20 protein-coding genes are annotated in these 20,774 nt (G+C 37.5%); 2 read left to right on the forward strand and 18 right to left on the reverse strand.

Annotated elements, in window-relative coordinates; all coding sequences use genetic code 11:
- Positions 1-139 precede the first annotated feature (139 nt).
- The 16 genes from COE25_RS07640 to COE25_RS07705 form a co-directional block, all read right to left on the reverse strand.
- Positions 140-1,405 (reverse strand): helix-turn-helix domain-containing protein, encoded by a 1,266-nt coding sequence (locus tag COE25_RS07640; RefSeq protein ID WP_098932176.1) that lies wholly within the window; start codon positions 1,403-1,405, stop codon positions 140-142.
- Positions 1,406-1,604: 199 nt separating this feature from the next.
- Positions 1,605-1,733 carry a hypothetical protein gene (locus tag COE25_RS31420; RefSeq protein WP_257208725.1) on the reverse strand — a complete coding sequence of 43 codons (129 nt, stop codon included), beginning with the start codon at positions 1,731-1,733 and terminating at the stop codon, positions 1,605-1,607.
- A 51-nt stretch (positions 1,734-1,784) separates the two neighbouring features.
- Positions 1,785-1,946 (reverse strand): AMP-binding protein, encoded by a 162-nt coding sequence (locus tag COE25_RS32200; protein WP_142354459.1) that lies wholly within the window; start codon positions 1,944-1,946, stop codon positions 1,785-1,787.
- Between the two features lie 1,416 nt (positions 1,947-3,362).
- Positions 3,363-4,211, reverse strand: coding sequence for a tryptophan 2,3-dioxygenase (gene kynA / locus COE25_RS07645; protein ID WP_098932177.1), 849 nt, complete (start codon positions 4,209-4,211; stop codon positions 3,363-3,365).
- A gap of 56 nt (positions 4,212-4,267) precedes the next feature.
- Complete coding sequence (locus COE25_RS07650) at positions 4,268-5,695, reverse strand: amino acid permease (protein WP_098932178.1); 1,428 nt, start codon at positions 5,693-5,695, stop codon at positions 4,268-4,270.
- Positions 5,696-5,719: 24 nt separating this feature from the next.
- Entirely contained in the window at positions 5,720-6,991 is a 1,272-nt protein-coding gene (gene kynU, locus COE25_RS07655; protein WP_098932179.1) for a kynureninase, read from the reverse strand.
- Positions 6,992-7,041: 50 nt separating this feature from the next.
- Positions 7,042-7,833, reverse strand: a complete 792-nt coding sequence (locus COE25_RS07660) for a 2-keto-4-pentenoate hydratase (protein WP_098932180.1) — start codon at positions 7,831-7,833, stop codon at positions 7,042-7,044.
- A gap of 46 nt (positions 7,834-7,879) precedes the next feature.
- Positions 7,880-8,659: a 2-keto-4-pentenoate hydratase gene (locus COE25_RS07665; RefSeq protein ID WP_098932181.1), complete on the reverse strand. Its 780-nt coding sequence runs from the start codon at positions 8,657-8,659 to the stop codon at positions 7,880-7,882.
- Between the two features lie 71 nt (positions 8,660-8,730).
- The gene (locus COE25_RS07670) at positions 8,731-10,197 is read right to left on the reverse strand and encodes an aldehyde dehydrogenase (protein WP_373605342.1); all 1,467 of its coding nucleotides are present in this window, start codon (positions 10,195-10,197) and stop codon (positions 8,731-8,733) included.
- On the reverse strand, positions 10,190-10,663 hold the full coding sequence (locus COE25_RS07675; RefSeq protein WP_179196016.1) for a RidA family protein: 474 nt from the start codon (positions 10,661-10,663) through the stop codon (positions 10,190-10,192). The genes COE25_RS07670 and COE25_RS07675 overlap by 8 nt, the downstream gene beginning before the upstream one ends.
- A 22-nt stretch (positions 10,664-10,685) precedes the next feature.
- Complete coding sequence (locus COE25_RS07680) at positions 10,686-11,696, reverse strand: amidohydrolase family protein (protein ID WP_180247438.1); 1,011 nt, start codon at positions 11,694-11,696, stop codon at positions 10,686-10,688.
- Positions 11,681-12,220 (reverse strand): 3-hydroxyanthranilate 3,4-dioxygenase, encoded by a 540-nt coding sequence (locus tag COE25_RS07685; RefSeq protein WP_098932183.1) that lies wholly within the window; start codon positions 12,218-12,220, stop codon positions 11,681-11,683. Before COE25_RS07685 ends, COE25_RS07680 begins: the two co-directional genes overlap by 16 nt.
- Positions 12,221-12,255: 35 nt before the next feature.
- Positions 12,256-12,822: an NADPH-dependent FMN reductase gene (locus COE25_RS07690; protein ID WP_088086753.1), complete on the reverse strand. Its 567-nt coding sequence runs from the start codon at positions 12,820-12,822 to the stop codon at positions 12,256-12,258.
- A gap of 61 nt (positions 12,823-12,883) precedes the next feature.
- Positions 12,884-13,408: an FAD synthetase family protein gene (locus COE25_RS07695; protein ID WP_098932184.1), complete on the reverse strand. Its 525-nt coding sequence runs from the start codon at positions 13,406-13,408 to the stop codon at positions 12,884-12,886.
- Between the two features lie 32 nt (positions 13,409-13,440).
- Entirely contained in the window at positions 13,441-14,919 is a 1,479-nt protein-coding gene (locus COE25_RS07700; protein ID WP_098932185.1) for a 4-hydroxyphenylacetate 3-hydroxylase family protein, read from the reverse strand.
- Positions 14,920-15,092: 173 nt separating this feature from the next.
- On the reverse strand, positions 15,093-16,406 hold the full coding sequence (locus tag COE25_RS07705) for an MFS transporter (RefSeq protein WP_257208740.1): 1,314 nt from the start codon (positions 16,404-16,406) through the stop codon (positions 15,093-15,095).
- 364 nt (positions 16,407-16,770) lie between these two features.
- Here COE25_RS07705 and COE25_RS07710 point away from each other — a divergent pair, with 364 nt between their 5' ends.
- Together COE25_RS07710 and COE25_RS07715 are read left to right on the forward strand one after the other, a co-directional pair.
- Positions 16,771-17,406: a Crp/Fnr family transcriptional regulator gene (locus tag COE25_RS07710; RefSeq protein WP_098932187.1), complete on the forward strand. Its 636-nt coding sequence runs from the start codon at positions 16,771-16,773 to the stop codon at positions 17,404-17,406.
- Positions 17,403-18,059 carry a Crp/Fnr family transcriptional regulator gene (locus tag COE25_RS07715; RefSeq protein WP_098932188.1) on the forward strand — a complete coding sequence of 219 codons (657 nt, stop codon included), beginning with the start codon at positions 17,403-17,405 and terminating at the stop codon, positions 18,057-18,059. The genes COE25_RS07710 and COE25_RS07715 overlap by 4 nt, the downstream gene beginning before the upstream one ends.
- Positions 18,060-18,117: 58 nt before the next feature.
- On the opposite strand, the gene COE25_RS07720 is transcribed toward COE25_RS07715, so the two are convergent.
- Both COE25_RS07720 and COE25_RS07725 read right to left on the reverse strand, forming a co-directional pair.
- A complete protein-coding gene (locus COE25_RS07720; protein WP_098932189.1) occupies positions 18,118-19,041 on the reverse strand; it encodes an AEC family transporter in 924 nt (307 codons plus the stop codon).
- Between the two features lie 355 nt (positions 19,042-19,396).
- Positions 19,397-20,689 carry a CitMHS family transporter gene (locus COE25_RS07725; RefSeq protein ID WP_098932190.1) on the reverse strand — a complete coding sequence of 431 codons (1,293 nt, stop codon included), beginning with the start codon at positions 20,687-20,689 and terminating at the stop codon, positions 19,397-19,399.
- Between the last annotated feature and the right edge of the window lie 85 nt (positions 20,690-20,774).

The following is a 20,774-nucleotide window of genomic DNA, read 5'->3' on the forward strand; positions in this document are numbered from 1 at the left end:
ACATCTTCATTGTAATGCAACTTGATGAAATTTTAATATTCTAGAAATTCCATCAAGTTCAATTTTTTTCAAAAAAAAAGATCTCCAATTGAGACCCCTTTCGATTATTACTTACTATTCTGTACTGGTGATGGAAAGTTCAAGGAAGTTTACTCATGTTGTCTACATTTAATAAGTTCATATACATTCCTTCATGTTTAGAAGTTACGTAATCTCGATACTTCCAATAGATTTGGAGACATTGTTTAAATCTTTCTGCAATACCAATTTTTTTAGCTGTAAATGCTACCTCTAACACTTCAAATAATCCTTCTGAAAATCGATTACACGCAAAAAGGTATAGTGCAAAGGCATATCGAAAACGCAAATACAATTGTTGCTTAAACGAAGGTTCGTTACATGAAGCCATTTCGATAATAATATGTTTATATTTATCAAGCAGTCGCTCAGCGTCCTCTAAACGATTCAATCTAACATATGCCTCTAGCACTCTAGGTAAGCCAGCAAAAATATCATCCCTGCCTTCTAACCAATTTAAATAATCATCGACATAATCCAATTGATCAAAATCTAAATAAGCAACAAATCGATTCCCAACAGCTAAATCATCATAATACTCATTAACTTGGGCATATCGATCAATAAGGTTCATAACATCCTCTAAGGAGCCACCGAGACATTTTAATGTAAAACTCTGGTAAAGAAGGGCTCTTCCATAATACTCGCCGTCACTTGCCAACTTTTCTAACCGATGTGCATAATATTGCGATTTTTTCCATTCTCGAAGCGTATGGAATGTGGCTGTAATCCAAAAATAAGATTGTATTTGAAATTCCTTCGGCATATAAGCTATGTGCTCTAAAACATGACCTAGCGCATATTGTCCTTCTTCAGTCAACCTAACGATATAAAAACGTCTATAATAACTAATAGCTACTTCCTCTGAGAAGTGATCGGGCATGTTCTCAATAATGACATCGTATAGGAGCAATGCCTTTCTTTCTTTTCCTTCATTAAAAAGCTGCTCTGCCACGGAAAAGATCATGGAGATATTTTTACTACGAATTGATTTAGATCTTTCTTCCAATACAGAATTAAAAATAGAATTAAGCTGCTTATCCATTCTTAAATCTGCACACTTATACAAAAATTGCTCGCTTTTCCGTTTATCTAAATATCTACTCTCATTAAAACATTCATCTATATAATAAGGATATAAAGTCCCTTCACTAAGCCCGAGAGCATCAGAGATACTATCTAAATTTTGTAAAGAAAGTGACTGCTTATGATTTAAAATACGGCTGATTTCACTTAAATGTATACCGGAATACTTTGCTAAATCCGTTCGATTCCATCTCTTCTCGTCCATACAATGCAAAATCTCATGAAACAGAATCGCATTCAACTTACCCACCCCTTTTGCTTGATGAATTATTATCTTGAAAATTAATAAGAGGTAGTAAACTAAAATCGAAATAGCTTAACACATACAAGCGCTTTTCAAGTTGTCCAACAGTTTCAAACAATGTAAACCCAAGGCATGAGGTATAGCACTGGTACAATATCCAACCTTATCAAATCCCAGTTCTTCAAGATTTGGTAGATTATTTAATGCCTAGAATCGTTGGAACAGCACCAAAATAAAACGGTTGTTCTCGCTTAACGAGGCCCAGCTCTTCCTGTAAGTAAAATCGGGGAAGAACTATTAGATTGAATCCATTTCTCATTGCCATAAACAAAACTCCAAATTATCCAGCAATATGAAACAGCGGAGCCATTGCTATCTATTTAGGTTTATGGGGAAAATCTAAATGTCTGTACGACATATCAAATAATTGTTCAATGCTACTTGATACATTCTTGATCGTTAACATAACCCTTTTTGATTCTCCAGTTGTCCCACCTGTGAAAACTAAAGAAGCAACGTCATATGGAGAAATACTCAATTTCTCTTTCTACAAACATAAGATTAAATAGTGCAGCAATTCCTCCTAACGTCAACATCGCAAAAATTGATACGATTTGATGGGGCAATTTGGCAACATAATTGCGAGTCAATCGCCTTTTTTAATTCCATTATTATTTAAAGAGGCAGCTAACTTTTCAACACTATCTTTAAGTTCATTATTAGTCATGGTTTTTCTGTAAAACGTAATAACGGTATCGTTTGAAAAACGATCAACAGAATTTTGAAAATCCTCTTTCAGATCATAGGATTCATAATAGTGCGAATATCTTAAAATTATGATAATTTTTTTTTATGATTTTTCAAAGTATAGAATTTTAAAGGTACGTTTATTTAATCTTAATTTTAGGGAAGATCATAAAAATTTCGAAAAAACACTCTGAATTCAGACCAGTGTAATAGAATAATGAACATGCCTATGTGTAAAAAAAGTGAGCCCTATTGAGCTCCCCTTCCATTGTGTCATTTACGAGAAAAGAATAGATATTTAAGTGTTTACAACTAATATTAATTGTGCAGTTGTTTATATTTTACCTCTTGTTAAACTATTACATGTTTACGATAAGTTCAAAATACCAAAATACAACGTTTTAACATTCCATATTTCCAATTGTATTCGCTGAGTTTGCCACTTCTATTAGTTCATTCACTCCCTCTTGAAAACGCTGGCTTTTACAAAGATACAAAGAAAATGCAAAAAGAAAAGCCAAAGAAGCCTGTTGCTTAAAGGATTTCTCACTTACAGATTATTCCTCAAACACATGATTGAATCTATTCAGTAATGTTTCGGCATCATCTATTCCATATACATCAAGTTCTTATTTCGAATCGTTTTTGATTTTTCTTCTAAAAAGGCATTTATAATTGAATGAGTATGTTGTTCGTAACCTTCCTCTGCGCATTTATATAAGAACTGTATGGCTCCGTTTATCTAAATGCTGATTTTCGTTGAAGCATTCTTAAATATAATCAGTGTATAAAGCAGCTTCGTCTAATCCTAGTGCTTTTGAGATTGCATCTAGATTTTGTAAATGCCTGAGTGTTTTGCTAAATCTGTTTTATTCCATTTTTTTTGTTGAATATATTGGTCGATTCTAAAAAATAACTCCTTATTCATCTTTTCCACCTTCTTAATCTAGACTAGCTTTAGTGATATAATATTCGAAGTTTGACCACAAATTCTGTTCCTTTTTCTATCTCGCCACAAACTTTTATGGTCCCTCTATGTGCATTGCTTATCTTATACAATCTTTAAACATGTTAATATATCCATAGAATAACAAAATAGCAATGACCAATATACTATTAAGGTTTAAGAAGAATTTGTACCAAAAACAATAAAAAACCGCAATACCCATCAAGGTTTTGCGGTTTTTTGTACCCCTCACTTTTCAATCTATAACTTCGTTCTTAAACTCCAAAGCTCTGGGAAAAATTGTTGGTCTAGTACTCTTTTTAAATAGGTCACACCAGACGACCCACCTGTCCCCTGCTTATGACCAATGATTCTTTCCACCGTACTCATGTGATTAAAACGCCATAATTGCTGTTGATTGCCAATATCAACTAACTTCTCCGCTAACTCGTATAAATCCCAGTATTGATCAACATTTCGATAAACGGTTAGCCATGCTTCTTCGACGCTTGCATTCGGCTCATAGTTTTTAGACAAATCCCGATGGCGAACCTCATGATCAACAGGTAATCCGCGTGCAACGAGTGCCTGTATCGCGGCATCATAAATACTTGGTTGATGAAGGGCCGCTTGCATTTTTTCATATAGCTCTGTTTGATGTTGATAGACTGCTAGTGTATGAGCATTTTTGTTGCCTAAAGCAAATTCAATCAAACGGTTCTGGTAAGACTGGAACCCTGACGATTGACCCAATTTATCCCGAAACTCCAAGTATTCAGCAGGTGTCAAAGTAGAAAGAACACTCCAAGACTGAATTAATTGCTGTTGTATTCTTGAAACACGCGACAGGATTTTGAATGATGGCTCCAAATCGTTGTTTTGTATATACTTAATTGCCGCTGTCAATTCATGAATGATTAATTTCATCCATAATTCACTGGCTTGATGAATAACGATAAATAACATTTCATCATGGTGATCGGACTGCCGATGCTGACTGGATAAGATTTTATCAAGATGGAGATAATCCCCGTATGACATCGCTTTTTGAAAATCTGTTTGAATCTCTTTCTCAAGCCCAGGGTTTGTGTTTTTTTCTTGTGAATTCATTCTATTAGACCTCCATCATTCTATTGTAGTTAAGTTATTTATGAGTATTTAACACGTTAATTTACCTTTTTGTTAAGAACTGCATCTGACTCGTTCTTTTCAGGATTGTTTCTTCTTTTATTAAAAATAAAGTAGGCAGCAGATAAAAACAGTAACCAAGGAATACCAAATTGAAGCATGATTTTAAAACCTGTAAACCATGTGGTGATCATTAAACTCAGTAGAAGCACCGCTCCTAATATCGTCAAATATGGAAAACCAAGCATTTTAACTGGCAATTTCCGGCCGCCTGCCTTCTCCCACTTTTTTCGGAAAAACAAATGAGAAACAAACACCATAAACCACGTGAATATCGCACCAAACATGGAAATCCCCATCATAAATGCGTAAGACGATTCTGGTAATAATGCATTTACGGCTGCTGCAAGAAAAATACCGAGTGTAGATATAGCAAGAGCGCTTAAAGGTACCCCTTGTTTACTTAATTTACCTAAAAAGGCTGGTGCATAATTTCCTCGTGATAGTGAAAACATCATCCGAGTTGAAGCATATAACTGACTGTTCATTGCTGACAGGGCAGCGGTTAAAATAATAAAATTCATTATTCCACTTGCACCTGGGATATTTAAGAGTTCCATAACCTTTACGAAAGGACTTTCTTCCACTCCTGCTGATTTCCAAGGAACAATCATTAGCATGATGCCAAGAGTAATAATATAAAATGTTGATAAACGGAAGACAGTTGCTTTCAGAGCTTTAGGTACCGCTACATCAGGATCCTTCGCTTCCCCAGCTGTTACTGCAATCAATTCTGTTCCTAGAAAGCTAAATAAAGATATAAAGATAGCCACCCACATTCCCCACCAGCCGAACGGTAGGAAGCCTCCAGCATTGACAAAGTTCTCAGGTCCCATTTCTGGCTTAGCCGAGCCTCCAAAGAATACGTAAGCCCCAAGAAGTATAAACCCAACGATTGCACTGATTTTGATCATCGAGAACCAATACTCAAATGTGGCAAATGTATTAACACTTGTTGCATTTACATAAATCAATACAGCCGCAAACAATAAGATCCAAACAAACCCAGGTACATCAGGAAACCAGAACTTCATATAAACCGCAATTGCACTTACCTCTACCCCAACAGCAAGTACGTTTGCAATCCAATAGGAATAGCGGACAAGATAACCAGCGAACGGGCTAATATACTTTTCAGAAATAGTACCAAACGCCCCTGATGTTGGATGGGCAACAGTCATTTCTGATAAACATCCCATTAAAAGTAAGACAATGAAAGCACCAATGGCATAACTGATTAATACACTAGGACCAGCTGTACTAATGGCAAGTCCACTACCTAGGAAAAGGCCCGTTCCAATCGCACATCCCATGGCTATCATTGTAAGTTGATTTGTTTTTAATTCACGCTTCAACCCATTTTCTGAACCATTTCCATTTTTTAAATGAGCTTTATTGTTCGCCATATAATTCCTCCTCGTTCCATTAGGTTAAGCAACAACTTCTCGTTCATTCTTAAACTTTTCATATTGCTTTTCAGTCATAATTTTCTTAAGAATTTGGTTCACTTCCCAAACCTCTGTATACGAGGTATAAAGTGCAACTGGCGCAAGACGTATGATGTTTGGAGCACGGAAATCAGGTATGACACCATTTTCTTTCAACGCTTTGCAAATACGTGCAGCTTCTTCATGCTCTAAACTTACATGACCACCCCGACGGATATCGTCGCTAGGATTTCCAATCGTGAATCCGAAGTCATGCAGCTCTTGGTTAATTAAATCCATTAAATATTGATTGATATTTAATGACTTGGCGCGAATATTTTCAATTCCTGCTTCTGCAAAAATCTCCAACGCACCAAGTAAAGGGGCGAGACTAAGCACATGTGGTGTTCCAATCTGATAGGCTCCTGCTGAATCAGCCGGTGTTAAAGCGTGCTCCATATCAAATTGTTTCTCCTTTTTCGAACCAAACCAGCCAGCAAGACCAGGGGCTGTTCCAAAATGTTTAGAATTCACATATAAACCTCCAACACTTCCTGGACCACCATTTAAATGTTTATAATTGCACCAGTAGGCAAAATCAACGCCCCATTCAGTAAACGAATGAGGAATCGCTCCGATCGAATGACATCCATCAAAACCAATTAATATCCCTCTTTTGTTTGCTTCCGCTGTCAGGCGCTTCATGTCCAAGATTTGACCGCTTCGATAGAGTACTGTCGGCAAAATGATAAGCGCAATTTCATCAGTCATTGCTTCGATAATATCTTCTTCCTCTAAAAAGCGACCATCCCGACTTTTTACACGAATAAGATGTGTATCGGGATCAAATCCATGAATACGCAGCTGACTTTGAAGTGCATAAATATCTGATGGAAAGGTTAATTCGTCAGCCAAAATTTTAGTCCTTGTCCCTTCTGGCTTATAAAATGTAGCAACTAACTGATGCAAATTGACAGTTGTGGAACCTGTTACAATCACTTCATTTGCTAAACCACCTACTAGAGGAGCCATCATCTCTCCTAATTTTTCCGATAAAAAGAACCAAGGGTGTTTCCCATTCGTCCAACCGTCAATTCCATGCTCTTTCCAATCATTTAAGGACTCCAACAGCGTCCGTTCTGCTCTTTTCGAAAGCAGCCCCAATGAATTCCCGTCCATATAAATGGAATTCGGCTTTATGTAAAATTCTTCTCGAAATCTGTTAAGTATATCTTCTTGATCCAATTGTTTTGCATACTCTAAAGTGTAAAGCATCGTATTCCTCCTCGAATCTTGTGTCATTTTAGTTAGGGCGTGAAGGGAAGCTATGATTTGCAGGAGAATGAGACACTTCCTAGATCTGCAAATTGTGCCAAAATCGTATCACCGGGTTGAAAGCTAATTGCCTCCGTTATCGCACCGCTAAGAACGATTTCACCTTTCTTTAATCCCCTTCCTGTTTCTCCGAGCTTGTTTACAGCCCATGCAACAGCAGCAGCTGGATCTCCTAATACGGCAGCACTGGTCCCAGTTGTCGCAACCTCTGAATTCTTAGACATGTATACGCCAATTTCTTTCAGGTTTAGAGCATCCGGCGATACCCATTTGTTCCCTACTATAAATTTGGAGGAAGAACAGTTATCCGCAACGACGTCTACGAGAGTAAACTTGAAGTCTAAGTAACGGCTATCAATAATTTCGATCGCTGGTGCTACATATTTCGTCACCTTTAAAATATCTTCGGCTGTAACATTAATTCCTTGGATGTCTTCATTAATCAAGAAAGCAATTTCCGGCTCTGCTTTGGGATGAATTAAACTACTAAATTGGACTGGTTCCCATTCCGGTACAAGCATATCATTCATTAAATAACCGTAGATTGCTTCATGGACACCCATCATCTCTTGCTTTGCCTTACTTGTTAAACCGAGTTTCACTCCAATTCGGCGAAGCCCCTCCTGTTCTTTTTGCTCAATTAATTTTTGTTGTATTTCATAAGCATGCTCAAATGTTAAATCAGGGTAACTAGTGGTGATTTTTTCGACTTCCCGCTTTTCCTTTTCTGCAGCTAATAGGTAGTCTACGATTTCTTGTTCTGTTCCCTGCAATATTGTCATAATGGAACCTCCACTTTTAATAATTTTTATTCGAGAAAAAACTTACTTACTTAAATGTTACAGATACATTACCTAATGGGCCAAAATTTGCTAGTATCGTGTCGCCTTCTTTTACTGCAATCGCACCAGAAAGTGCTCCGGGAAGAATTAACTCACCTGCTTTTAGTGTAATCCCAAATTCATGTAATTTATTGGCTAACCATGCGACGGCTTGGGCGGGGTGTCCTAGAGCGGCCGTTCCAGATCCTGTGGCCACAAGCTCATCATTTTTATAAAGGACCATTCCTTGGGTTCGCAAATCCAAGCCTTCAATCGTGCTCAGCTTTTTCCCAACTACTACTCTCGCTGACGAGCCATTATCTGCCACTGTATCAATCAATTTGATTTTCCATTCAGAAATACGGCTGTCAATAATCTCGATGGTAGGTACTACATATTTGGTAGCCATTAACACATCTAGATAATTCACATTTGGACCAACTAAGTCTTGTTCTAAAATAAAACCAATTTCCGCTTCAACCTTCGGACTGATAAATTCAGCAATTTTCACTGTTGATTCATCAGTTATTTTCATATCATCTAATAGGTGGCCATAATCAGGTTCATCGACTCCAAGCATTTGCTGCATTGCTTTACTTGTCAGCCCAACCTTTTTCCCGATCACTTCATTTCCTGCTTTTAACTTTTTACCGATTACTTCTAGTTGGATTTGATAGGCATCGCTTACAGACAATTCGGAAAAGCGCTCCGTCAGCGGTTCGACAGAATATTGATGATTTTCTGCGTCGATTAATTCATTTGCAATCTTTTCTACTAATACTCCCATTTTTTCCTACACCTTCCTTTTCTATATTAATAGATAAAAAGTGGCCATTCAGCCACCTTTTACTTTTAATATTATAATTTCATTGTAATCGTTTTAGCCTCTGTGTAGAATTCAAAACTATGACGTCCACCTTCTCGGCCAATACCACTTGCCTTGGATCCTCCAAATGGAGTTCTTAAATCCCGATAATACCAGCAATTGATCCAGAATAACCCTGAATCGATTTGAGAAGCGACACGATGAGCTCGTCTTAAATCATTTGACCAAACGACTCCTGCCAAACCATAAATCGAATCGTTGGCAATTTGAATGGCTTCCTCTTCCGTTTTAAATGGAATGACGACTAATACCGGTCCAAAGATTTCTTCCTGTGCGACTCTCATTTTGTTATTTACATCATAGAGCACGGTAGGTTCGTAAAAGTTTCCTTGTGACAATCCTGCCACACGCTTACCGCCTACAGCAAGTTTCGCACCTTCAGTAATTCCAATTTGCACATAGTTTTCAACCGTTTCTAGGTGACCTTTGGATATAAGCGCACCCATATCCGTAGTTTCATCCAATGGATCGCCCACTTTGATGTTCTTTGCTGCTGTAACAAATTTTTCGAGAAATTTATCGTAAACCGATTCTTGTACTAATAATCTAGAACCTGCTAAACAGATTTCCCCTTGATTTCTAAAAATTGCTTCAATCGAGCCTGCCACTGCTTCATCTAAGTCAGCATCCTCAAATACGATATTAGCAGATTTTCCACCTAATTCTAATGATACTGGAATTAATTGTGATGCTGCATTTCTCATAACCGTTTTCCCAGTAGAGCTTTCCCCGACAAAGGAAATTCTGCGAACGTATGGATGAGTGGTCATTGCCGTTCCTACTGTTCCACCTGGACCTGTAAGTATATTCAACACGCCCGGCGGTAATCCTGCTTCGTTGGCAATTTCACCTAACATGACTGCACTTAGTGGTGTATAGGATGCTGGCTTAACAATCACTGTATTACCTGCGGCTAACGCAGCGGAAGCTTTCCATGTCATTTGCATGAATGGTAAATTCCAAGGAATGATTAAGCTTACTACACCTGCAGGAGCGTATTTGGTATAACTCATATGCTTGGATTGTTCGTAATGCTCGTGATTGATATATTTTGCCATTTCTGCAAAGAATCTTAAGTTTGATGCTGCGCGCGGGATATCAAAATCTCTGCTTTCTCTAATGGGCTTACCCACATCTAATGTTTCAATTAGCGCTAACTCCTCGACTCGTTCCATGACCAGATCCGCCATTCGGCACAAGATCTTTGCTCTTTCTTCTACTGGCATTTTACTCCAAATACCACTATCATAGGTACGCTTTGCCACTTGTATCGCTCTTTCTACATCTTGCTCACTTGCACTAGCGACAGCGGCTAATTTTTGATTGGTAGATGGATTAAGAGTGTCAAAGGTTTCTCCTGAAAGAGCGCTTACATATTCTCCATTAATAAACAGCTTGGCATCGTTAATTTGAAGTTTTTTTTCTAGGACGTTACTCACCAAGATCACCATCCTCAACTTCAACAATCATCTCAACCTCAACAGCGTTATTGTGTGGCAGCTGGGACATCCCTACTGCTGATCTCGCATGCCTTCCTTTTTCACCAAACACTTCCACCAACAAATCGGAGGATCCATTCATTACTTTAGGATGGTCTTTAAAATCAGGAGAGCTGTTGACCATACCAAGAATTTTGACAATCCTTTTCACTTTGCTAAGGTCACCCAGTTCATTCTTGACCACTGCTAATAGATTAAGCATACATTGTCTTGCTGCTTGATAGCCTACTTCAATCGATACATCCTCACCAAGTTTTCCACGGTATTCATCTGTACCTTGTCCTGATGTGAAAATAAGATTCCCTGTCCGAACACAACTTACATAATTACCAGATGCGGGGCGGAGTGCTGGAAGCTTTAATCCAAGTTCCTCTAATCTCTCTTCTGGGGTGATTACCTTGTCTATCATCTTCTCATCTCATTTCCTATTAAATTAATAAATTAACCGGTATATTTAAAAATCTTAGTGCATTTTCACCTAACATGGCTCTTTTCTGTTCTTCGCTTAGTGTTAAGGTCTCATCAATAATCTTCCCTGGTGGAGTTTCCCGCAGTAAGAATGGGTAATCCGATCCCATGATGACTTGTTCAGCACCAAATTTTTCGACTAAGAATTTAATATTTACAGGGTTATTTACGATTGAATCATAGAAAAATTTCTTGGCATAAAAACTTGGAGGATGCTCCGTGAGCTGCAAATGCGGCCAAACATTCCAACCATGATCAAGTCTAGGGAGAATGTAAGGAAGTGACCCGCCTCCATGAGAAAAACAAATTTTAAGATTTGGAAATTTCTCGATGACACCACCTAGGATCAGACTTGCTGCAGCTAAGGCTGTTTCACTTGGCATTCCAATCGTATACATTAAGTTATGGGAGGAAAAACGATCTCCACCCAGTGTTTCCCATGGATGAACAAATATTGGAACATTCCATTTCTCACACATCGCAAAGAAATCAATTAATGATTCATCGTCTAAATTTTTGCCATTAATGTTTGTGCCAATCTCAATCCCTTTTAAGCCAAGTTGATGTATACAGCGGTCTAGTTCACGAATCGCTTCTTCAACATTTTGGAGCGGAACCGTCCCTAAACCAATAAACTTGGTGGGATGCTGAGCGACTGTTTCAGCGATGAAATCATTTTGAAATCTAGCCAAAGCTACCGCTTCTTCTGTAGGTGCCCAATAGGAAAACGTTACAGGAATTGGCGATAAAACTTGTATATCTACATTTTCTACATTCATATCGTGAATCCTTTTTTCTGGACTCCAAACTTGGTCGGTCACTTCTCGAAAAACCTTCCCAGCTACCATTATATTAGCACCGCAAGAGCAGGTAGGCTGGAGGACTGGCCACTTATCGTTTTGGTACTTTTTCGCAAAATCAGGGAAATTTTCAGGGATAATATGTGTATGAAAATCTACTCGCATTTCCATTCACTCGCTTCTTCGGGCATAATATGTCCGCAGTTCTTACAAGACCGGAGCTCTAAATTACTGTTAAATCCATGTATCGCTTCTTTTACCTGTACTTCAATATTTGTCAATTGGACGGTAACGCGGTGCATTTCATGATCACATTCATCACAGAACCAAACAAAATCCTCTAATTCACCTTCACCTCTGTCACGTTCAATGACGATCCCGATTGTATCAGCGACCCGATGAGGGGAGTGGGGAACATTTGGAGGGAGATGAAATACTTCTCCTTCTCTCACTGTAATTACTTCTCTTTTACCTTCCGCATTAATAATTTCAACGTAGCAATCACCTTTTAATTGATAAAATATCTCTTCAGATGGATCCACATGAAAATCACGTCGTTTGTTTGGACCTCCAAGGACCATGAACATTAGTTCAGAATCCTTCCAAACAACCTTATTATTTACTGGCGGCTTAAGTAAATCCTTATTTTCTTCAATAAATCCCCAAAGGTTAATTGGTTTTAATGAGTTTGTCATAAAAATCTTCTCCTCTCAACTTTTAATACAAAAACTTATCCATTTACTGTTGCAAATTTTTCCTCTGATGATTTTAATGCCTCCTGCATGAAGACCACTTCTTTTGCTAAAGCAGTAATTCTTGTTAGAACCTCAGAATCGATGATTTCATTTTCTTCATTAAAGTGATCGTTATTAACATAGACATAGCCTGGTGCCACAAAGGCTCGGAAAAATCCTGCAATCGGCTTCAATTGATTTTCGATCACAAGGTAATGCTGGTATGTACCACCTGTTGCAACAAAACCGATTACTTTGTTGCGAATCTCCTTAGGATTGATTAAATCAAACAAATTTTTGAGTGGGCCAGATAAAGATCCCTGGAATATCGGTGTTCCGATAATATAGAAGTCAGCAGAATTAACAATATCGAGAACTTTCTTCGTGTCACCTGTATAGTTTGAAGGATTTCGTCCATCACAGAATTGAACATCATACTCTCTTAAATCTAGCAGTTCTACCTCAATGTTAGGATGATGTTTCTTGACTTCCTCTAATACCTTTTGAACAACAATACTTGTCTTTGCTCCAATAATTGTGCCTGAAATTCCTAATAACTTCATAGCGTGAACTCCCTTCTAATGCTGAGTAGTTATCACATAAACTCATTTACTTTATTCCAGTTTACATTCCAAGTAACGAATATGACTGCTGGAAATCTCCCTCTGCAATTAACTGACGGATTCTTGTCGATGAAATAAGTTTTCCGCCCTTACAATAAACTGGGGGAGTGATATTAATATGAAAATACTTTTCTAAAAGATTTACATCCCCAGCTCTGTTTTTTCCAAAATGAAAATCAGAACCAACTGAAATCTCTACCGGGTTAAGTTTAGATAATTCACAAATAAAATCTTCAGGTGGCCGGGTCGCATACCATTCATCAAAGCTGGCAACGATGACATAATCTACACCTAACTTCGCAATCCTGCTGACCTTTTCCTGAATTGGTGACAAAATTCGAACGCCCTTAAAAAAATTTCGAGGAGGCGGGTCGAAAGTATATACAACGCTAGGAACCTGATAAACCCTACTCTTTTCCACAGCTTGCTTAATCACAGCTTGATGTCCTTTATGGACTCCATCAAAAGCACCAATGGCAATCACCGAACCAGATAATGTCAAAACTCCATCTTTTAGCGTTTGCATCCTTCACACCTCCTCTTACTATCGATTAACTTTTATAAGCTAGTAACCTCATTTTTTCGATTAAATATTTTCATTGCTTCATCAGCCAGCTCAAAGGAATTCTGCTTTTTGTGGTTGTTATAGAAAATCGCTCTTTTACGAATTGGATCTCCAGTATAATAGCGTTCGTATTGAAGAACTCTTTGTCCAAATGCCTCACCGCATAAATCCCATGCTAGCTTAAAGAGATGAACGCGTTCTTCCGCTGAAACGCCCTCTCTTCCAAGATAATACTTCTCTAAATCCTCTCTTAATTCAGGATTCTCGAAATCGGCATCTGTAGGAGACATTAATAGTCCACCTGCACCAATGATTTGCATAACCTCAATCGCCCGTGGGTACATTTTTGGCAGCAATCCTCGAATTGTTTCTAGTGGTGCATAGGCTGGCATCGCTTCCCCAGTAGCAGTTACTTCATGTTCATACTCTGAAATTCTGAGTAATGCCCTAATCGATTCAACCGATTGGACTAATTCTCCTAAATCATTTTGTACATTTAGGTAGGCATCAACACCGATGGAGTCGGCGATTTTACAAGCCACTTCGGTTGCAAATTGTAGTTTGATTAACCCTCTTACACCAGACTGATGGGCTGGCTGCTGTGCGATTCCTGTTTTCGGATAGAGTAAATTTGCTGCTTCAACATTGTTATACAGGAATACACGATCCCAAGGTACTAAAACATCATTAAAGACTAAGACCGCATCCATTTCTTCGAATCTTGATGCTAATGGGTGGTCATAAACCGAACGCGTCCCATCCTGCATGGCTTCACGGCAGATAATGCGAAGACCTGGAGTTTCAATTGGTAGTGCAAACGCAAGTGCATAGCGCTCATCACCAGGCTTAAATCCAGGAAAAGAATAAACAATTACTTCGTCAGTAATCGGTGCAAGGGTAGCTAACATTTTCGCTCCTCTTACAATTAAGCCATCAGGTGTTTCTTTAACAGCACCTAGATGGGTAAACATATCCTGTTGTTCGTGTGATGATTTGCTGCGGTCATTCTGCGGATTAATAATTGCATGGGTTAAAAATAAATCATTATCGCGGATATGCTTATAATATGATCGAATGTTTTTTCCCCATTCAGGATTGTATTTGTCCAGGAACTCTGAATTGCTCGCCATGGATGTAACGACGACATTTAAGAAATCAGGTGTTCTTCCCATTAAACCAAAGGTCGCTTTGGCGAACTCTTCGAAAGTTCTTCTCCTTGCTTGTAAATCTTGATAGCTTTTTGGAACCAAGAATGCATTCGAGATCCTTTCTCCCGTTTCTTCACAAATATGAGTAATGTCCTCTTGATATTTGGAGTCATGCTGCATATCATAAAGCTTTGCAATTTGAAGAATTGGCTGATGAAAAACTGGCTCTTCAAAGATATTTTTTACTTTTTTTCCTGATAACCAAACTTCTGGATTTCGGGACTTTAATGCCTCGATATATTGTGCTCCTGTACGAATTCCCATAAAACATCCTCCTTTAATTTCATATTTTCATTATAAAATTGATTTTTTTGAGTCATTGTAGTCTGATTAACATTTTTTCTAAAAAAATAAAATTTTCATTTTATTAAAATAAATAAAGCAACTCACATCATTCTGAATTCAAATGATGTGAGCTGCTTTTCTTTTTATATATGCTAGATCTTCATATCCCCTTTTTTAGGGATAAACAAAATAGTGATTGATGCAAGGACTCCTGCTGCAGCAAAAAGATAAAAATTAATGGAAAAATCCAAATTTGAACTCATAAAATATCCAATAAGAATAGGTCCAGAAATAGCACCAATCCTACCAAATCCAAGCGCCCAGCCTAGTGCGGTGGCCCGATTTTCTGCTTCGAAATATTTGGAAATATAGGCGTTGAGAATAAGTGTTGTCCCAATCGTCCCAAACCCTGCAACTCCCACTAAGCAATACACTAGTAACATCGATGATTTAATACTAAGTAGGGCAATTGAGACTCCTGCTAAGAAATAGGAAATACTGATGATCTTTTTGGATCCCCAGCGGTCAGCTGCAGTTCCGGCTATTAAGGCACCAATTGCTGCTGATAGATTGAGCATGAGTAAAAATCCTAAGCTTGGTCCGAGTGGATATCCCGCCTCTCTCATCATTTTCGGAAGCCATGTACTCAAACCATAAATCATAAGCAGACCCAAAAAGAAGGTGACCCAAAAAAACATTGTTGCCCGAATATTCTTTCGTTCAAAGAGACTTCCGATTGCTGCAAATTTGTTCGTTGATCCTTTATTTTCAACCTTTGGATTGCTTTGGATAAAATCATTGGGAAGATGATATTTTTGGGCGATACTTTTAGCTTCCGCAAACTTTTTCTTTGCCATAAGGAAACTAATCGACTCAGGTAGAAATTTTATAAGAAAAGGAATCACTAAAAGTGGTGTGACACCAATCCAAAACATTAATCTCCATCCATAATCCTCTAAAAGAAACATTGAAAATAATGCACCAAGGACTCCTCCAATTGGATAACCAGTATACATAATGGCATAAAGTTTTGATCGATGTTGAACTGGAGAATACTCGATTGTTAAAGCGGACGCTGTAGGTATTACTCCCCCTAGTCCAAGACCACCTAATAAACGAAACAATCCAAACATTTCAGGAGAAGTAGATAAAGCCACAAGACACATCGATATCGAAAATACAGCTATACAAAAGATCAATGTCAATTTTCGACCAATCATATCGGTAATTGTCCCTACACAAACGGCACCGATCAGCATTCCCATTAAAGCATAGCTTCCGATCGCTCCTGCCTGTGCAGGAGTCATACTCCAGTCTTTGTATTCCATTAATGATGGTAAAACAGCCCCATAAATCCCCAAATCATAACCATCTGCTAACATCGCAAACCAGCACAACACAACAACAAGTAATGTTGCTTTAGGCATACTCTTTAATGAAAGATTAGTAGTATTTTGCTCAACCATTCTCTTTTTCGATAAATCTTGAGCTGCTACTGATTGTACTTCCTGGTTCATCTAACCATCCCCTTTTAGAATTTGCTCCAATAGTCACTATTGTTATTTCTTTACGTGTACAATCTCTGCCCCTCCTTTCTTTTGGCTGAATATTTCGAATTCATGACCCAATATTGATTTTATATCCTGAATCTTTTACACTGTTGTTAAGTTGTTAACATAAATAACCTTTTTTTACGTTGAAATGTAAGCGTTGCCAAAAAATTACCTCTAGAGTCTCCAATTAAGAACAAAGCATTTTGATTAATTTACATATTTCCTAGATTTACAGTTTTATTGTTTTTTTCATCCATTTCACTAAGGAGTTGATTAGTTGGCAATCTTGTTTGACAGTGATATTAATTGGGAATCATGCTTGCAGTTTGGTACTAGACAATTCTTCAAGGAGAAATCATCTATTTACCAGCAAGGGACGCTCGGGGATGGATTTTATTATATCCAAAAGGGATTAATTAAAGTAACGACTACTACTTCGATTGGAAAAGATCGTATGTTAAACATCGCTATTCCAGGGCAGCTATTAGGAGTTCAAGCGATGGACCGACAGCCACATTTTACTACCGCTACGGCAGTAAATGACTCTATTCTCTATTTTTTCTCATGTGAAAATTTTCAAAAATTAATTAAAGCCCAACCTTCTATCCTTAACATTTTTATCAAAACCGTTATTCATAAAATGCACATATTAGCTGATAAAATTTATTTGGACTCTCTCACACCAGAACAGCAACTGTCGGTGATACTACTAAATATTTGTTACGAATTTAAAAATTATGAAGTTCCTCTCACACAACAAGACCTTACAAAATGCACAGGCTTAACGAGAATCACCTTATATAAGATTATAAAACAATGGAAAGCTGAGGAAATTATTGAGATTCGTGGTAAGAAGTTTTTAATAAAGAAACCTGATGAATTAAAAAAGCTTCTTGGTAAGGTGATAATATGAAAAATCTTCGATATTCGTGGAGCCCATTTTTAAAATATGGAAAAAAACTAGAGATTGAGGAAAATTCAGTTGTATACCATCAGGGAAGTGAAGGCAAGGGTTTTTTCTACTTATCTAAGGGTGGGATAAAGATAACCCTTCTCTCACAAGAAGGTGTGGAACGGACGGTGAATTATGTACCAGAAGGAATGCTATTTGGGGAGCACGGTGTGAAAAATGAACCCTATTTAACCACAGCCACCTCGAGTAGTTCATCTGAGATCTATTTTTTTTCTGATGAGGCTTTATTCATGATTTGTGAGGAACAACCTGAGGCAGCGTGTATTTTCACCAACTCACTAATCTATAAATTTAGGATTCTTGCAGAAATTATTTCCTTTCTTAATTCGCCTATTGAGCAGCAAATGGCCCACTTCCTTTTAAAGTTAGTAAGCGAAAATGGTAATTTTTCAATCGACCAATCTTCTTTTGCCCGTTACATAGGGACCTCTAGGATTACGGTAAATAAAATACTGAATAAATGGAAAAGCCAACAATGGATCCAAATATCAACCCGTACAATTGACATCTTAGATATTTATCAATTAAAAGCAATCCGAGACTCTGGTGCAATCGACATTTCGAACTTGGATGTATTAATGTTATCTCTATAGATGAAAGAAGCAGGCGCCATAAAGGTTTCCTGCTTCTGTTCCACTAATCTACACAGTATTAAAATAAAATAGTCGACAAATATACAACCGTAGTCACAGTAATCATGCTTAGTAATGTAGACAATAAGACCACTTGTGCTGCATATTCTGGGTGATTTCCGTATTCTAAAGCGAAAAGAGCACTGTTTCTTGAAGTTGGGAACGAGCTTGCTATAAATAAAGCCTGTGCCGTCGTTCCATCCAATTTTAAAAGTAATATAATGATCATCGCGATGGAGGGAGAAAGTATTAAACGGCCAAAGAGACTTAGAATAAGTGAGATGGAGAATCGATTTATTTTTAAAAAAGCACTTTGTGCACCGAGCGTAACCAGTGCCACAGCCACAAAGGCATTTGAAATATTTTCAATCGGAGTCCACAAGTATTTTGGTATTTTGATAGAAAGTGAATTAAAAACCAAGCCTAACAAAAAGGCATAAACAACTGGATTTTTCATAAATACTTTCATTGCTAGTAAACCTTTGTAATTTACTCTTATTGAATTAAACAACCCATATGTATTGGTAAGAAGATTTTGATAAATCATAACCACCACTTGGATGGATAAACCAAGTGGATTATGCTGAAATACAAGTTGACTTACAGGTAACCCAAAATTCCCAGAATTGTTTAGTATCACACTGTTTTTGAAGGTCGAAGATAGTCTATTATCAAATTTGGCTAATCGAGATATGATGGTACTGAAGAAAATAAGACAAAGACTTTGGATTACTAAAAAAGTAAGAATATTTAAGACTGTTTCTCCCTCCATTTTAGTCTGATAAATGTTGACAAAACTTACAGCAGGCATGAGCAAAAAGTTATTTAATTTTGATAATGTATTCATATCAAATGTAATTTTTCGATGTAAAAACGCACCAATTCCAATAAGACAAAAAACAGGTAAAATGACATTTAATATGATAAGAAGTAAAACACTCAAAAATTTCCCTCCAATTAAAACCTAATGCAGCGGGACTGCTATACTGCAGCATATTGATACATAAGAAACCTCCTTGCTTAGTTGGAGTTTCCCACAAAGCAAAGAGGTTACACAGTTTGTTTAATAGTACCTATATACTTGAAAGTTTAAGATATTTTAGTATCGTTATAATAAATAACCTCTGAGAGAATCTTACAACCTTTTACTTTATTAAAAGATTCTAAAGCTTCTTTTTCTGTATTATATTCAAACAACGCAGGGATTTTTCCTTCTGAATAGACAGTGAGTATCCACATAATCATTCATCTCCAGTCAAATTATTAAATGATTTTCATGAGAATTCAGCAAATTTTAATTAAAAGGGAAAAATGGACAAAATTATAGCAACAAAAATCATAGCCGCTGTGGATCCACAGGCCCATTTTAAGAATGCTCTCTGCAGGTCTCCGAAATCTTCTCCAACCATACCGACTAATAAGTAAGTCGAAGGTACGAGTGGACTTAATAAATGTACAGGCATCCCCATGAGTGACGCTCGTCCAATTGCAGCCGGATCAATTCCATATACACTTCCTGCCTTGGCAAGTAATGGCAAAACTCCGTAGTAAAATGCATCGTTGGACATAAAAAATGTTAAAGGTGCACTGATAATCGCAGTAATCATAGCAAAATGGGAGCCCAAAGCATCTGGAATATGAGAGATCATCGTAGTTGCCATTGCATCAACCATTTTCGTTCCAGAAAGAATACCTGTAAAAATACCTGCAGCAAAAACCATTGACACAACTGATAGTGCATTATCAGCGTAGTGCATAATCCGTTCTTTTTGTTCATTTAGATTTGGATAATTGATGGTGATCGCAATTGCAAATCCAATCATAAATAATACCGTTGTAGGCAGTATTTCTTGGATTAGTGCAACTAAAAGCAGAATAGTTAGCAGATAGTTTACAAGAATTAATTTGGGACGTTTAAGGAAAGCAGCCTCAGATGTAGCTGCCATCAAAGACAATGTGCTATAATCAATTTCCATAACACCTATCCGTTTACGCTCTTTTCTACCAAGACAGTAGGCCATAAATAATACAAACAACACTCCCCCCACCATACTAGGAATTACGGGAGTAAAAATATCTCCCATCTCTAGATGTAATGCTGTCATTGCTCTAGCTGTTGGTCCTCCCCAAGGAAGAAGGTTCATAACACCTGAAGATGATACAGCGATTCCTGCAAGTACCAATGGTTTCATGCCAATACGTTTATACAAAGGAAGCATGGCAGAAATGGTGATCATATATGTAGTTGTTCCGTCACCATCAAGGGAGATTATTAACGCAAGAACTGCTGTTCCAATCGCTATTTTTACGGGATCCCCTTTAACTACCTTCAAAATCGTTGAAATGATAGGATCAAAAACCCCTGCATCTATCATGATTCCAAAGAAGAGAATCGCAAATAGAATCATGATTCCTGTTGGTGCCACGCTTTTTATACCTTCAAGCGCCATTGGTCCCATTTCTTTTCCGAATCCGCCTATCAATGCAAATACAGCAGGTATCACCATTAGAGCAATCATTGCGGATAAGCGTTTTGTCATAATTAATACCATAAAAATAATAATCATTAAAAATCCTAAAGTTGCCAGCATCTCTTCCACCCCTTTTGTTAGTAAATTAATAATAATCTAAATATTCTAAGGTGAAAACGTTTCCAAAATAAAGTTATTATCGTAC

Source organism: Bacillus sp. AFS031507 (assembly GCF_002584635.1).
GTDB lineage: Bacteria > Bacillota > Bacilli > Bacillales > Cytobacillaceae > Neobacillus.